12 protein-coding genes and 2 pseudogenes are annotated in these 13,783 nt (G+C 65.8%); 9 read left to right on the top strand and 5 right to left on the bottom strand.

Annotated elements, in window-relative coordinates; translation table 11 throughout:
- Positions 1-572: 572 nt before the first annotated feature.
- Positions 573-1,604, top strand: a complete 1,032-nt coding sequence (locus L3078_RS24875) for a hypothetical protein (RefSeq protein WP_239756169.1) — start codon at positions 573-575, stop codon at positions 1,602-1,604.
- Between the two features lie 427 nt (positions 1,605-2,031).
- Here L3078_RS24875 and L3078_RS24870 read toward each other — a convergent pair.
- Positions 2,032-2,544, bottom strand: a pseudogene (locus L3078_RS24870) (tyrosine-type recombinase/integrase); the annotation flags it as partial.
- A gap of 354 nt (positions 2,545-2,898) precedes the next feature.
- Between L3078_RS24870 and L3078_RS24865 the strand changes: the two are divergent.
- On the top strand, positions 2,899-3,732 hold the full coding sequence (locus L3078_RS24865; protein ID WP_239756168.1) for a DUF4231 domain-containing protein: 834 nt from the start codon (positions 2,899-2,901) through the stop codon (positions 3,730-3,732).
- 106 nt (positions 3,733-3,838) lie between these two features.
- On the opposite strand, the gene L3078_RS24860 is transcribed toward L3078_RS24865, so the two are convergent.
- Positions 3,839-4,765 carry a hypothetical protein gene (locus L3078_RS24860; RefSeq protein WP_239756167.1) on the bottom strand — a complete coding sequence of 309 codons (927 nt, stop codon included), beginning with the start codon at positions 4,763-4,765 and terminating at the stop codon, positions 3,839-3,841.
- Between the two features lie 720 nt (positions 4,766-5,485).
- Here L3078_RS24860 and L3078_RS24855 point away from each other — a divergent pair.
- Positions 5,486-6,043, top strand: a complete 558-nt coding sequence (locus L3078_RS24855) for a hypothetical protein (protein ID WP_420864022.1) — start codon at positions 5,486-5,488, stop codon at positions 6,041-6,043.
- Here the strand turns inward: L3078_RS24855 and L3078_RS24850 are convergent.
- Complete coding sequence (locus tag L3078_RS24850; protein ID WP_239749116.1) at positions 5,980-6,771, bottom strand: IS5 family transposase; 792 nt, start codon at positions 6,769-6,771, stop codon at positions 5,980-5,982. The two genes, L3078_RS24855 and L3078_RS24850, sit on opposite strands and share 64 nt — an antisense overlap.
- 361 nt (positions 6,772-7,132) lie before the next feature.
- Here L3078_RS24850 and L3078_RS24845 point away from each other — a divergent pair.
- Positions 7,133-8,639 (top strand): annotated as a pseudogene (locus L3078_RS24845) (NF041680 family putative transposase).
- Positions 8,640-8,716: 77 nt separating this feature from the next.
- On the top strand, positions 8,717-9,001 hold the full coding sequence (locus tag L3078_RS24840; protein ID WP_239756166.1) for a hypothetical protein: 285 nt from the start codon (positions 8,717-8,719) through the stop codon (positions 8,999-9,001).
- Between the two features lie 292 nt (positions 9,002-9,293).
- Here the strand turns inward: L3078_RS24840 and L3078_RS24835 are convergent.
- Positions 9,294-10,546, bottom strand: a protein-coding gene (locus L3078_RS24835; protein ID WP_239760151.1) for an IS3 family transposase whose coding sequence is annotated in 2 segments (ribosomal slippage) — positions 9,294-10,204 and positions 10,204-10,546 — 1,254 coding nt in all. Because the reading frame shifts where the segments join, the coding sequence is not laid out codon by codon here.
- Between the two features lie 126 nt (positions 10,547-10,672).
- On the opposite strand from L3078_RS24835, the gene L3078_RS24830 reads away from it, so the two are divergent.
- From L3078_RS24830 to L3078_RS24815, 4 genes are all read left to right on the top strand, one after another.
- On the top strand, positions 10,673-11,074 hold the full coding sequence (locus L3078_RS24830; RefSeq protein WP_239756165.1) for a hypothetical protein: 402 nt from the start codon (positions 10,673-10,675) through the stop codon (positions 11,072-11,074).
- A 107-nt stretch (positions 11,075-11,181) separates the two neighbouring features.
- A complete protein-coding gene (locus L3078_RS24825) occupies positions 11,182-11,490 on the top strand; it encodes a transposase (protein ID WP_053756971.1) in 309 nt (102 codons plus the stop codon).
- Positions 11,487-12,407, top strand: coding sequence for an IS3 family transposase (locus L3078_RS24820; RefSeq protein ID WP_239748969.1), 921 nt, complete (start codon positions 11,487-11,489; stop codon positions 12,405-12,407). The genes L3078_RS24825 and L3078_RS24820 overlap by 4 nt, the downstream gene beginning before the upstream one ends.
- A 541-nt stretch (positions 12,408-12,948) precedes the next feature.
- A complete protein-coding gene (locus L3078_RS24815) occupies positions 12,949-13,149 on the top strand; it encodes a hypothetical protein (RefSeq protein ID WP_239756164.1) in 201 nt (66 codons plus the stop codon).
- 258 nt (positions 13,150-13,407) lie between these two features.
- Here L3078_RS24815 and L3078_RS24810 read toward each other — a convergent pair whose 3' ends face one another.
- Entirely contained in the window at positions 13,408-13,758 is a 351-nt protein-coding gene (locus L3078_RS24810) for an ArsR/SmtB family transcription factor (RefSeq protein WP_239756163.1), read from the bottom strand.
- Positions 13,759-13,783: the final 25 nt, after the last annotated feature.

The following is a 13,783-nucleotide window of genomic DNA, read 5'->3' as shown; positions in this document are numbered from 1 at the left end:
GGAGCAGATGCAGCCGTCGCTGCCGGCCACGGTGTGCCGTGTCCGGCAGGCGGACATCACCGACTCCATGGTGGACCTGTTCGTCCAGCTTGGAGAAGCGATGCTCCTGCGAGTGGCGGAGGCGACGTTGTCGGAGCCGTCCGGGACGGTACGGGGGGGGTCTTCCCGGTGGTCGGCGGAGAGAAAAAGCTCAAGGCCCTGCGGCGGAGGCCGCGGCGAACGAGACCGTCGATGCGAACGCCCTGCGCCGACGGGAGATCCGGGAGGTGGGCGCCAACCGGTGGCACAACCCGGAGGATCACCTACCCGCCGACTTCGAGGACAACCGGGACATCCGCTACGCCTCTCACCCTCTGTTAGCAGCCGCGGCCGGAGTCTTCCCGCATGGCCCAAAGAACGGGAAGCCCCACCTGCCTGCCTGCGCCGGTCAACCGGCCATGGCTGCCACGACCAGCGCGACGAACTGTGGGGCTGGTGTCTGCTCCACCGGCGGCCGCGACGCCGGACGTCCAGTCAGGCTGAGGCAGTGTGCGGAACCCGGCGCTGTCAGTGCCAGAAGGCACAATCGGCTCATGTGGAGCGAGCGTGAGTTCAGGATGGCTGACGGCGCGAAGATCGTCGGTCGGCAGGGCGACGAGATCCGGCTCGGCATCAGCATGCCCTTGGACGAGGACGGCTATATCGGCCGCCAGTGCCCGCAGTGCTCGCTGAGCTTCCGGATGAACGGCGAGGACTACGAGGCCCTTCCTGAGAATCCCGAGCTCTGGTGCGTCTACTGCGGTCATCACGGGGACCACTCCGAGTTCATGACCGCCCAGCAGCGCGAACGCATGATGCGTGCGGTGAAGGACCTCGGCATGCAGATCGTGGCCCAAGGCTTCAACAAAGCCTTTCGCCGCCTTGGCCAAGGTGCTTCACGCCGCGGCAGCGTCTCCTTCTCGGTCTCGTACAAGGAGAAGCCGTTCTACCCACGCCCCTTGCCGGGCGTCGACGAGGAACGACTGGCCCGCGTACGCATCTGCACCGACTGCCACACGCACTACGCCGTCTTCGGAGAACACCGGTACTGCCCGATCTGCGGCCGGATTCCCCCCGCTTCGGTCGCCTTCGACGCCCTCCAGGCCGACACTGCCCGCCTGGACGCGCTGAACGCCGTGCCCTCCGAGGCGAAAGCCGCACTGCGCGAACAAGGCGTGTTCACCCGCAGTTGGGTCGACACCATCGAGAACGTCGTGGGGATAGTCGAGGCCCTGGCCTCCGCGGTGTTCAAGGACGCGGTGACGGACGCAGCAGACCGTCTCAGAGGCAAGGGAAACGTGTTCCAGCGTCTGGACGACATGGCCGACCTCTTTGCAGCCGCCGGATACGAAGATCTCCGCACGGTTCTTGAACCAGCGGTCTGGCAGCACCTGATCGCGACCTGGGCCGCTCGCCACGTGCACACCCACAACGACGGGGTGATCGACGAGAAGTATCTGCGGAAGGTCCCGTCGTCGCCCGCCCAAACCGGCCAGCGCCTGGTCATCACCGAAGCCGATTGCCGCCAGGCGGTCGAAGACGCCACGACCTTGTGCAGGGCACTGTCGACGCTGACCACGGGGTGACCCGGGCCCGCCCGTCAGCGCGTACAACGCGCCCCAGAGCGCTGGCACGCCACGCCGGACAACAGTGTGCTGTCGCAATGCCCCCACTCAGTCAACCTTCGAGTCGGAGCCAGGCCAGCCCTGCGGGGGCCGGACGGCCACTCCCCTCCCGCACGGCTCGCCGTCGTGCCCATAGCGTGCCCATAAGGGCGGACAACCACGGTCAACAACGGTGCGATCCACCCTCACGACCGCCCCAGGAAGAGGACAACTGTGCAGGTCAGAGACGTGGCGTTCACCCAAGCGCCGTGGCTTCCCAAGCTGAGAGCGCGAGTTCGATTCTCGTCACCCGCTCCATACGAAACCCCCAGGTCGGTGACCTGGGGGTTCTTTGTTGTCTAGACCGGTGAGCGGGTGGCGCACCACAACCGCACCATAAGGACTCGGGCTACGTCCCGGTGGCCTCCTCCTTGTGGTGCGCGGAGTCGCCCGTGTGGTTCTTCGCACGCTCGGCGCGCACCATCTCGTCAAGGCCGGCCGCCAAGTCGCGCTGACGCTCGTCGTCGGAGTGCTGGTAGATCAGCGCGGCCTTCTCGGAGGACTGCCCCGCCCGAATCATCGTGTCTTTGAGCGTGGCGCCGGAGCGCGTGGACAGCGTGTGCCCGGTGTGGCGAAGGTCGTAGAAGCGGAAGCCGTCCGGCAGCCCCGCAGCAGCACGGGCACGACGCCACTTCCGGCCGAAGGACGTGCGGCGGAAGGCAGCGCCCTTCTCCCCGACGAAGAGAAGTCCGTCGGGCCCCTTCTCCGCGTACCAGGCGAGGTGGCGCTTGACCTCCTTCTCCAGGAAGGCCGGCAGGACGACGAGACGGGCGCCCGCATCGGACTTGGTGGCTCCGGGAGCGCGCTTCCCGTTCGTCCGCTCGGGCTCGGCGACACGGACCCGGATCACGAGGTTGTCAAGGCGGCTCGCTCCGCTCACCGCGCGCGGCCCGGCCCCCGGCCGGGCCTGCGCTCATGTCTCCGCCCCGCTCCAGCCCGGCCGGCGCCCGTGCCGCGCGCACAGCAATGGCCACCTGATGCCAGAGAAGGGGTACGTCGTGGCTGGGGCGGTCGGCTCCACGGCTTTACGGAGCCACTTTGGCGCGAGCCTCGAAGATCATGGCCCCAACGTCGTGCTTTACCGGGCAGGTCCACAGACTGCCCGACGCGCCGGAAGCTTACGGGGCCATGATCACTCGCGCCAAAGCAGCGCCACCCCAAAGCCGCTCCACCGACCTATCGGCGCTGGTAGCCTGACCGGCCTGGGGGGGTGATCATGACTGAGGCAGATTCCCTACTGGCCATCGAACAAGAGATCATCGAAGCAGATGCGGCCGTAAGTGAGAAGCTTTTTTCCCGAAGAATATCCAGACTTCTACTCTTTGTCATGACTCCGGCGATCGGCGGGGCCATTGCCGCAGGTAACGTTTTCGGCGACTTCTCCAAACCCGGACACGGGCGCGCTTTCATGAATTTTGCTCTTGGGGCGCTATTTCTGGTTTCACTGATCGGCTCGCTATCTATTTGGTCGGACTCCCGCAGCGAACTCCGAAGCGCCCAGGTCAACCTTCGAAAAGCCCTAGCTAAGAAGTCTAATCTGCAGTACTCGTCACACCTAGACGGTCAATCGATCTCGAACGCGTTCCGCAACTATCTTGATTCCGTACCGGGGCTTCGCGATGACTATAGGCGCGGCGCACAAAAATATCGCAACCGGCACAATCGATTCCAGATTACGGTAATCGTTGGTTCAATTCTTACGTCTGTTGCAACGACCGCGGCTGCCGAGCAAGGAATATGGAGCTGGATCGCCGTCGGCTTGAGCGCCATCGTAAGCATTGCAGCTGGGATCATCTCCTACTTCAAATTCCGCGAAAGAAGTATGAATCTTCAGCAAACCGCGGACTCTATTGAACTAGAACTCCAAGCCTTCAGCTTGCGGATTAATCATTACAGCCCCGGCCGCGTGAGCACCGAAGAAGCACCAAGCGCGTTCGCGGAAACGATTGAGCGAATCAAGGATGAGCAGCGGAAGAAGGAACTGCAACTGGAGCAACCCCCTGAAGTGCAGCAAGGCAACACGGCAAGTCGCGGTGCGCCAGCACAGTAGCAGGCCGCCATCATCCAATGAGAAGATGGACAGCAGGGCATGCTCGCCGCCGTGGCGAGCTACCCCGAAGTTCCGACGACTGCGTCGAGAGCCCCGAAAGGGCTTTTCAGAAAGGAGCAGACCAAGGGTCGTCAGAATTCCCCCTTTCAAGGAGTGACAGAGTTCGCTGAATCCCCTCAAAATTGACGCAAGTGGTGTACTTCGCCCAACTGCCTGGCAGTTGACCTTCCCTGGTGTCGATACCATGCACCATTGCTGGAACAGGCCCTGCGGAACTCGACCAAAAGGCTTCAAATGCAACCGACAAAAGAGCACCCAAAAGCCACATTGACTCTTCATGGCTGGACGCAGCCGGATCGTTGACAGCAACGAACTTTAATTTTATCGAGCCCGCGGCGTGAGCCGAAGTCATGAGCCGCAGGTATTCCATCTCGCTATCCAGAGCGGACAAGAAGGTTGCGACTGTCAGGTTCGGACTTTCACTCGAAGCATTCAGGATGATAGTTGAACCGGCACTGTCATTCCTTCGATGCTCTCCGGTACTGGGCCATCCGATATCATCCAGCGCCTTACCCACCCACTCACGCAGGCCTCTCCGTGTCTCGACCTTTAGCGCAGCCGGATTTGCCCACTCAACCCGCATAGCGAGGATGGCGCGCCTGGACTGTTCTGCAGGGACCAGCAATGTTCTGCGAGACTCGAGTGCAGGTTGCTTTTCCGGCTTTTGAGAAGTTGTGCGGCCCGACGCTGCCAACCAAAGCTGGTAGATGCGGCCCTCCTCGGCAGCCGTGTCCGAACCGGGGACCGTTTGCGCTAGCGCCGACACCAGCACCTGGAGTAGCCCCCAGGCCGGTAGGCGGCCGTTTGTGAACGCGTCATGAATCCGACTCCTGCCAGCGATGCCTGGGCCGCCGATACGGACCTCCAGGTCACGCACCGACGGTAGCCCTGCTCGCAAGTGAAGATCATGCAGCGCAGCGTTGAGATCCTTCTGCGGTCCATCTGGCAGAACTGGCCGCTTCAAGATCGCCACAGCTATCCACCCGCTCCGTCCGATTCCGTCCGATTCCGTCCGACGATACCGCCTGTCGTCCGCCCGTGTCCGTGCTGTCCTGCACCAACGCAGCCTGGAAGCGCAGTACTTGTCGTTCGGAGGGACAGTAGGAATGTGGGTAGACACGCTGCCCTGGGGATCCATCGGCCAGAGCGCTCTGATTGAGGTAGCTGGGTCACTGGTAGCCACCGGCTGTATGGCCGCTGGCAGTTGGCTGATCCGCCGCAGTCGTCAGCGGCGCAAGAGGAAGCAGTCCGAGCACGCCGCTGGTCGTCTGTCACAGTTTTCGGAGGATGGTGATCAAGTAGGCACTTGAGCTGTGGTCGGTGGCGCTTGCCCATAGACACTGGTTGCTGGTTGCGTGCAGACGCTGGTCATCGCCGCCCTCGCAGGTTCCGCTGTACAGCAGTGAACTACAGCAAGCACTCCCGTCCGGCAACGCACTCGTGGCTCTCATCGACCAATCCAGTATTTGACATCTACGGCTGACATCAACGACGCCGGGCGGAGGTGTACACCAGCGTCTCCATCCGGCCGCCGCATCAGTCAACGGCACCAGCTGGAGCAGGCGCGGATCGAACTCCTAAGAAGCTGTTGTCTTTTCGGACGTGATCGACGTGTTTCCGCTGGTCGGGGATAGCAGTGGTGATTCCGTGGGAGTCGTGGCCTGCCGGATCGTCGCTCCCCGGGAGGTCATGGATGCCGTCAGTCGTCGGACTGCTGGAACAGCACGAGCTCGCTGCTCGCCGTCGAGTCGACGGGCTGCGGGAACAGGCCGACCGCATCCAGGCCGAACTGGCCGCGGCCGAGCGGGAATGGCAGGAGTGGGCGATTGCCCGCAAGCGGGTCGGCACGGTGCTGGCTCCGGACGGCGACAACACCGTCGGCACGGAGGTCACTGACGATCCGCGGGATGCGGACGCGCCGCCGGACCCCGGGGATGCGGCGAAGCCGAAGTCGCAGGTGCCGGTGTGGCGCCAGGGACTGGCCTGGTCGGTGCTGTCCGTGGACTACCAGCGCATCCTCACGGCGCTCGCGGACCGGAACCGGCTCCATCAAGGGCCGCTGACCTGCCAGGAAATGGCCGCTATGTTCGGCATGGACGTGGTGCCGGCGACGGGTGGAGGCACTGCGCTCGAAAGCGAAACGCCTGGTCGCCCGCGGCTGGCTGGCCGAGCGGCAGCCGGGCCGGTTCACCCTCGCCCAGGGTGTGGCCGGGCAAGGCGGCGCGTCATGAGCAGGGTCATCGACCAGTAGACCATCGCCTCCGCGCTGGCGGTGCGCCGCTCGAAGTCGCGCACCAGACGGCGGCTTCGCATCAGGTGGGCGAAGAGGCGCTCGACGATCCACCGCTTGGGCAGCACCACGAAGCCGCGCATGTCATCGCTGCGTTTTACGATCGCCAGGACCAGGGCGAACGTGGCCAGGCCGTACTCGACGAGGCCGCCGGTGTAGCCGCCGTCGGCCCAGACCAGTTCCAGCCGGTGGTGCACGTCGGCGACCTGTCCGAGCAGAACCTGGGCGGCGATGCGGTCGCCGGTGTCCGCGGCCGTGACCATCACGCCCAACAGCAGGCCGAGCGTGTCGACCACGACATGCCGCTTGCGGCCGTTGATCAGTTTGCCGCCGTCGAAGCCGCGGCTGTCCGATCCGACGACGGCGTCCGCTTTGACGGACTGCGAGTCGATCACTGCGGCCGTCGGCTGCGCGTCCCGCCCCAGCTCCTCGCGGACCCTCGCACGCAACCGGTCGTGGAACTCCTTGACCAGCAAGTTGTCCCGCCAGCGGCGGAAGAATGCGTAGATGCGGTCCCACGGCGGGAAGTCGGCGGGCATCGCGCGCCACTTGATCCCGTTGTCCACGAGATACCGGATCGCATCGAGCATGGCCCGGTGGCAATACCCCTCCGGCCGGCCGCCCCGGCCGCGCATCCAGCCCGGCACCGGCAGCAGCGGGCGGATGACGGCCCACTCCCCGTCCGTCATGTCCGTCGGGTAGCGAGGCTGTCGCGTCCCGTTGTCGGAGGCATTTCCGAACCGGTGAGCCAGGCAGTCACACTCCCAGGTGACCACGCTGGACTGCCCCGCCATCGGCACGCAAGACTGTTGCACCAGGGCCTCCTGTTGCTCGGTGATTCGACACCAACGAGCTGTTCAGGAGGCCCTGTCCGTATGCGCCCAGCGCCCCCCGACCACCCGATCGGGACTCCCGTTCGACGCGCATCTCTCAAGATCGAAAAGACAACAGCTTCTAAACTTGATCTTTAACGTCCAGCATCGAATGATGTCTCGAACTTGATCACTCGGTCCGGTAACTGCCGTACACGAAAGCGGCCCTCGGCTGAACATGTGCTCCGACCAAGGAACACACACGTCCAGCACGAAGGCCGTGAGGGTGAGTTTGCTGCATCGCGATGCCCGGCGAGAGCCGTTGGCGGAACTGTCACGCTTCCGGGGCGAGTTCTACTCCTGCCTGACCAGGCGTTCGGATGCGCTGTTCGAGCTGGCCGACGCGGTGCTGTGTGCGGATGGCCCAATCCGCTCGCTGGTGGAGCTGTCGCTGGTGGGCGAGCATCGCCGTGGACACGGCGGGCTGTATGGCGCCCTGGCCGCGGGCCGGGTGGACATCGCCCGGCTGCGGCGGGCACTGGCCACGGTGCCGCTTCCGCGGGCGGCGGACGGCCGAGCTGGTGCTGGCGGCCGACATCACCTGCTGGCTGCGCCCCGACGCTCACACCTCACCCGAGCGGATCCTGTGCCACACCTACGGACGCGGCAAGGACCAGCACATCCCCGTCCCCGGCTGGCCGTATTCGGTGGTCTGTGCGCTGGAAGCGGGCCGCAGCTCATGGACCGCGCCGCTGGACGCGCTGCGTCTGGTGCCGGGCGACGACGCTGCCACGGTCACCGCCCGGCAGCTGCGTGAGCTGACCGAGCGGCTGATGGCGGCCGGACAGTGGAAGGACGGCGACCCGGACGTGCTGATCGTGGTGGACGCCGGATACGACGTGCCCCGGCTGGCCTACCTTCTCAAGGATCTGCCGGTGCAGGTGCTGGGCCGGATGCGCTCGGACCGGGTCCTGCGCCGGGCGGCGCCGCCCCGAGAGCCGGGCACCCGGGGCCGTCCGCCCCGCCACGGCGGCGAGTTCGTCTTCGGCAACCCTGCCACCTGGAACACTCCCGATGCGGCGACCGTGACCGATACCCGTCTGTATGGCACAGCCATCGCCAGAGCCTGGGACCGGCTCCACCCCCGGCTGACTCACCGCTCCGCATGGGTCTCCCAGCTGGGCGCTCTGCCAGTCATCGAGGGCACGGTGATCCGTCTGCAGGTCGAGTACCTGCCCAGCGGCGCGAGGCCGAAGCCGGTGTGGCTGTGGTGGTCGGGCACCGACGCGACCGACACCCAGGTCGACCTGCTCTGGCAGGTCTTCCTGCGACGCTTCGATATCGAGCACACCTTCCGGCTGTTCAAGCAGACCCTGGGCTGGACCTGCCCGAAGGTCCGTACTCCTGAGGCGGCTGACCGGTGGACCTGGCTGATCCTCGCCGTCTACACCCAGCTGCGGCTGGCCCGCCCACTGGCGGCCGACCTGCGCCGGCCGTGGGAGAAACCGAGCCCGCCGAACAGACTCACCCCTGCCCGCGTCCGCCGCGACTTTCGGCACCTCCGCCCGCAGGCGGCCTGCCCCGCCCAAGCACCGAAACCCTCCCGACCCGGCCCGGGACGACCACCCGGACGCAAGAACACCCGGCCCACCCCGCGCCACGACGTGCACACCGTCCGCAAACCCGGCACTACGAAACAGCGAACGAAGAAGTCAGAGAACCCACGACCCCGCCGCACAGGTTAAAGATCAAGCTAAAGCGCTGCTCTGAGAAGGCATTCGGTCCTTACCTCGGCTGTTGCGGTGGCTGTCATCATCATGGGATGGCAGACGGGCAGTTACCGGCAGGGTGGACTCTGGAGGAGATCCGCGAGGTCTCTGGCGATCGGGAGTCTGTGGCTCTCGACACCGATCGCGTCGTGACGTGGGTGGGCCGGCCCGGGGAAGAGGAACGGCTCCACCCAGAGATCATCTTGGGGTTCCATGGGCTGTGTCTGGTGAAGCCGGTCAGCGATGAGGACTGGTACATGGGCAGTCTGAACGACGATGGCAGTGTCGACTGCTGGAGCGCGTACGGCGACCTGGACGAGGCGCTGCGCGGGCTGTAGCCGCGTTGGCCTCGCTCCAGGTCAACGCAGCGAGGCCCGTCTCAGTTTCCGTCTCATTCAGCTCCGTTCACGGTCGTTCAGACGAGACCGAAGGCGGTGGCCGCTCCCACGACCGGCCGAGCACGAACGCAGGTGAACGGCCTTGGACGCATGCTCGCGTGGCACCACCACAGTTGGAAAGCGTGCTGATGCAGGAGCTGGACTGTGCCACACAGTTTGGCGGATCGTGGTGAGCTTGGGGTGTGGAGACCATCGGGCCTTCCCCCGCGGAGGTGGACACGCGTCGGGGTGGTTATGCGGCCAGCGTGAGCTTATCGGACTCCTGCCGGTGCTGATTTTCGTAGGCCATGGGGCTGAGGTGTCCGTTGGCGGAGTGCCTGCGGCGGGTGTTGTAGCGGGTGAGCCACCGGAAGACGGTCCGTCGGCACAGTTCCGCTCCCGGGTAGTGGTGGGCGCCGCGCAGGGTCTCGCGCTTGAGGGTGGCGTGGAAGCTCTCGCAGGCGGCGTTGTCGGCGGAGGTGCCGACCGAGCCCATGGACTGGGTGACCCCCAACTCGCCGCACAAGTCGGCGAATTCACGCGATGTGTACTGGGCGCCGTGATCGGAGTGGAAGATCGCGCCGCTCAGACCGCCGCGGGTGGCGGCTGCCATGTGCAGGGCGTCGGCGACGAGTTCGGTGCGCATGTGGGCGGCGATGGACCAGCCGACCACCCGGCGGCTGAAGCAGTCCAGGACAGTGGCCAGATAGAGGAAGTCGCCGTCCCCGGTGGGAAGGTAGGTGATGTCGCCCATGTACTTGATCCCGGGCGCGGGGGCGGTGAAGTCCCGCTGGAACAGGTCCGGGACCGGTGTCACCGACGGCTCCGGGATCGTGGTGCGGACCCGTCTTCGCAGGCGTATGCCCGCTATGGAGAACTTGCGCATCACGCGGGCCACCCGTTTCTCATTGATCTTGCGGCCCTCGGCACGGAGCTCGGCGGTGATCCGCGGGGAGCCGTAGGCACCGTCGGAGTCGGCGTGGACGGCGCGGATCTGTTCGGCCAGGGCCCGGTCGGCGGCCTGCCGCGCGGTCCGCGCGTCGGCCGCGTCCCGCCACTTGTAGTAGCTGGAACGGTTCACGCCCAGCACCTGGCACAACCGCTTCACGCCGAAGGCGTCCCGGTGGTCGTGGACGAACTGGAAGCGGTTCACCAGTTCGTCTCGCCGGCGAAATACTTGGCCGCCTTGCGCAGGATGTCCCGCTCGGTGGCCAGCTTCCGTTCGCTCGCCTCAAGCTCGGCCACCCGGGCCTCCAGCTGCCGGATCCGCTCGTCCGGGTCGGCGGACGGTGCCGGCTGTCCTGCCCGGGCCGGCGCTGCCCCACCTGACCGAGCGGCCGCGGGGGCGACGCCGCGACGCTCCCGGTCCCGCAGCACCCACTCACGCAGCGTCGCCCTGTTGATGCCCAGGTCAGCGGCGATGCTCTTGTAGGTCGCCCCGGGCGTGGACTCGTACAGGGCCACGGCATCGGCCTTGAACTCGTCCGAGTAGTCCTTCATCGCCATCGGCGGTGTTCTCGCTTCCTCCGGATCAAGCAGATCCAGTATCAGCGTGTCCACCACTCAGGGGGAGGCCCCATCATCGCCAGTGGCATAGCGGTCCTGGGGGCCCTACTTGGTTCCGGAATCACCTTGGCGTTTCAGCACCGCACCATCGACATGAGTCATCAGTTCGCCCGGCGCGAGAAGCTCCGGCAGGAACGACTCGATGCCTACTCCGCCTACGCCGGCACTTTGGTGAACTACCGACGCTGCCTGGTTCACCTCTGGTTCTGCGAGCACGAGCAGCCACCACCAGAGGACCCTGAAGCAGTGCGCGTTCGCTCCTACGGCCTGCGCTCCAATGCTCAAGAAGCGCTGTTCCGGGTGCAGATGCTCACGGACGACGAGGCGCTGAGCCAAGCCGCGGAAGACGTGCTTGCAGACATCACCAAGGTCATCAGGGCTGAGAACAGGGCCGAATACGACACGATTAGAGCTCAGACCCACGACGGCATCAGGCGGCTGATCAGAGCAGCCAAGCAACACCTCTGAGGCGCTTGCAGCTTGCCGGTTCGTCGATTCGGGGAAGCTGAGGTTCCCCCGAGATGCGGGGAAAGGTGACAGCAGGTCAGATGGGTCTCATGAGAGGAGCCCAGACGATGCCTGCCCCGAGGAAGTACCCGCTGGAGTTGCGTGAGCGTGCGGTGCGGATGTATCGGACCGCCGAGCCGAAGCCGGTGATCCGCCGCATGGCTGAGGAGCTCGGCGTGCATCACGAAGCCCTGCGGAACTGGATCCGGCAGGCCGAGGCCGACGCCGGCGAGCGGGATGACCTGCTCACCACCGAAGAGAAGAACGAGCTCGTCCAGCTGCGGCGCGAGGTGCGGGACCTGCGCCGGGCGAACGAGGTCCTGCGGACGGCCTCGGCTTTTTTCGCCGCGCAGCTCGACCCGACCCGGCCCAGGTGACCGCACTCCTAGACGAGCACCCGCACCTGGGGGTCGAGCCCGTACTGCGGGAACTGCACATCCCCTCCTCCACCTACTACCGCTGGCGCCAGGCTGAGAAGGACCCCTGCGAACGGATCCGCCAGGACACCGAGCTGACCGGGCAGATCCGACGGATCCACCAGGACTCCGGCGGGATCTACGGATCGCCCAGGATCCATGCCGTCCTGAAGCGCGAGGGCGTCCACGTCGGCCGCAAGCGGGTCGAGCGGCTCATGCGCCAGGCCGGCCTGGCCGGGATCAGCCCCCGCAGGAGCAAGGGCTTCACCCGCCGCGACCCAGACGCCGACCTCGCCCCTGACCTGGTGCAACGCGACTTCACCGCACTCGCGCCGAACCGGTTGTGGGTCACCGACCTGACCATGATTCCCACCCTGGAGGGGCCACTGTGGCTGTCGGCGATCCGCGACGCCTTCTCCCGCAGAGTCGTGGCCTGGGAGACCTCCGCCCGCGCGGACGCCGACCTGGTCCTCACCTCGCTCGAGTACGCACTGGCCAGCCGCGAGGTCGCCCCTGGCGAACTCGTCCACCATGCCGATCACGGCACGCAATACACGTCTATCAAGCTCACAACCCGCCTGGTCAGAGCAGGTGTTCAAGCGTCCATGGGCTCGGTCGGCGACTCCTTCGACAATGCCCTGGCGGAGAACCTGTGGATGCTGATCAAGACCGAGTGCATCCGCGGACGGACCTTCGACACCAGAGCCGAGGCGAACCTCGCGCTCTTCGAGTACATCGACGGCTTCTATAACCCCCGCCGCATCCAGAAGCGCCTCGGCTACCTCAGCCCCATCGAGTTCGAGGAGAAGCACTACGCCGACCAGGCAGCGGCCGAACAAGTGAACCTGAAACCACGTCAACCCGCCCTGACCTGCTAGTCAGCCACTCCCGCGCAGCGGGGGAACCTCAAGCGGCCACCGGCGGCCGCACCACAACCGCACCAGATCGAGCGGGGAACAGCGGGGAACCACAGGGAAAGAAGCCGAGCCCGACAAGGCCGCAGCTCGGCCGTTCGTCCAGGTCAGCACTTGTTCCGGACTCGAATGCTCGCAGCTTCCCAGGTCAGCGGCCTGGGGTTTGTGTTTTCCCGAAGGTTGTCCAGCAAGTTCCGGCCCGTCAGGCGCACGAAGATTGGGCACGCGCAGGGCACGGGTTCCCGACGGTAGCCGTACGCGCAACGCCTCCAGCCGCGAAAGACCGGCTTGACCTGCGGATTCGCGGTTCGTTCCGACGCCTCTCCGTGTCAGGGGACCTCAGCCTGCTGTCCTCCCCAAGTCTGAACGTCATCGCGTGCGCAGCGGCGGTGATACTCACCGAAGTCCCTGAAGCCCACATCACGGGTGCGGCGCGTGCACCCCGGGTTCTCTGTCGTAGCCTCTGCCCACCCACCGCTCCCGGAAGCCGTCGATCCGAAGCACCGTGCAGATCCACTTCAACCTCGAAGGCATCGACGACCCAGTAGGACTCGCCCGTTCCATGGACGGTGTGGCCTCCCCGGGCGCCGGCGACTACACCGCATGGGAACTGTCACAGATCAAGAACGCCCCGGCCCCCGTCCAGGCCCGGGTCACCTGGTACGACGAATATGGGGACGTCGTCTCCATGCCTTTCGGAGGGTGAACCCTTCCTAGTCTGGTCCTACCAAGCGTCCCATCGCCGCCTAGTGCTGCGCGAAAGCCCGGGAGGCGGAGCGGACGGGACGGTGGAGATCGAGTTTCTGGACGTCCTGGGCATGAAGCTGAGGTCCCAGTACCCCGAACTCCTGATCTCCGCCGCCCCCGACACGGTCACCGCCGACATCGACGAGTTCGTGGCCATCCCCGCCAGACAGTCCAGGGGACCAACTCTCGTGAGGCGGCCGCTGTTTGAGGGTCGGTACTACGACGGCGGCTTCTGCTCACCCTGCGTGGCCTGCAGGTCAGCCAGTAGCTCGGCCTGCCCGGCGAGCACCCCGGAGAGGATGGTCCGGGCGACCCGCAGAAGCTCCGCGACCTGTGGGCTGGTGAGCGAGTAGTACACGGTCGAACCCTCCTTGCGGGTCTTGACCAGATTCGCCCGCCGCAGCACCGCCAGTTGCTGGGACAGATGAGCGGGCTCGATACCGACCTCGGGCAGCATCTCCGCGACCGCGTGTTCACGTTCGCTCAGCAGTTCCAGGACCCGGATACGGGCCGGATGGCCCAGCGTCTTGAAGAACTCGGCCTTCAGTTGGTACAGCGGCGTACTCATCGTGCCGTCCCCTCCCCGACGCGAC

Origin of the sequence: Streptomyces deccanensis (assembly GCF_022385335.1) — a bacterium.
GTDB lineage: Bacteria > Actinomycetota > Actinomycetes > Streptomycetales > Streptomycetaceae > Streptomyces > Streptomyces deccanensis.
The sequence above is the reverse complement of the archived record's forward strand: the minus strand, read 5'-3'. Positions and strand labels throughout refer to the sequence as shown.

Excerpts from the sequence above, each read along its gene's own strand:
- L3078_RS24840 (WP_239756166.1), top strand. The coding sequence starts at position 8,717 with ATGGCAGACGGGCAGTTACCGGCAGGGTGGACTCTGGAGGAGATCCGC.
- L3078_RS24810 (WP_239756163.1), bottom strand. The coding sequence starts at position 13,758 with ATGAGTACGCCGCTGTACCAACTGAAGGCCGAGTTCTTCAAGACGCTG.
- L3078_RS24855 (WP_420864022.1), top strand. The coding sequence starts at position 5,486 with ATGCCGTCAGTCGTCGGACTGCTGGAACAGCACGAGCTCGCTGCTCGC.
- L3078_RS24875 (WP_239756169.1), top strand. The coding sequence starts at position 573 with ATGTGGAGCGAGCGTGAGTTCAGGATGGCTGACGGCGCGAAGATCGTC.
- L3078_RS24825 (WP_053756971.1), top strand. The coding sequence starts at position 11,182 with ATGCCTGCCCCGAGGAAGTACCCGCTGGAGTTGCGTGAGCGTGCGGTG.
- L3078_RS24850 (WP_239749116.1), bottom strand. The coding sequence starts at position 6,771 with ATGACGGACGGGGAGTGGGCCGTCATCCGCCCGCTGCTGCCGGTGCCG.
- L3078_RS24865 (WP_239756168.1), top strand. The coding sequence starts at position 2,899 with ATGACTGAGGCAGATTCCCTACTGGCCATCGAACAAGAGATCATCGAA.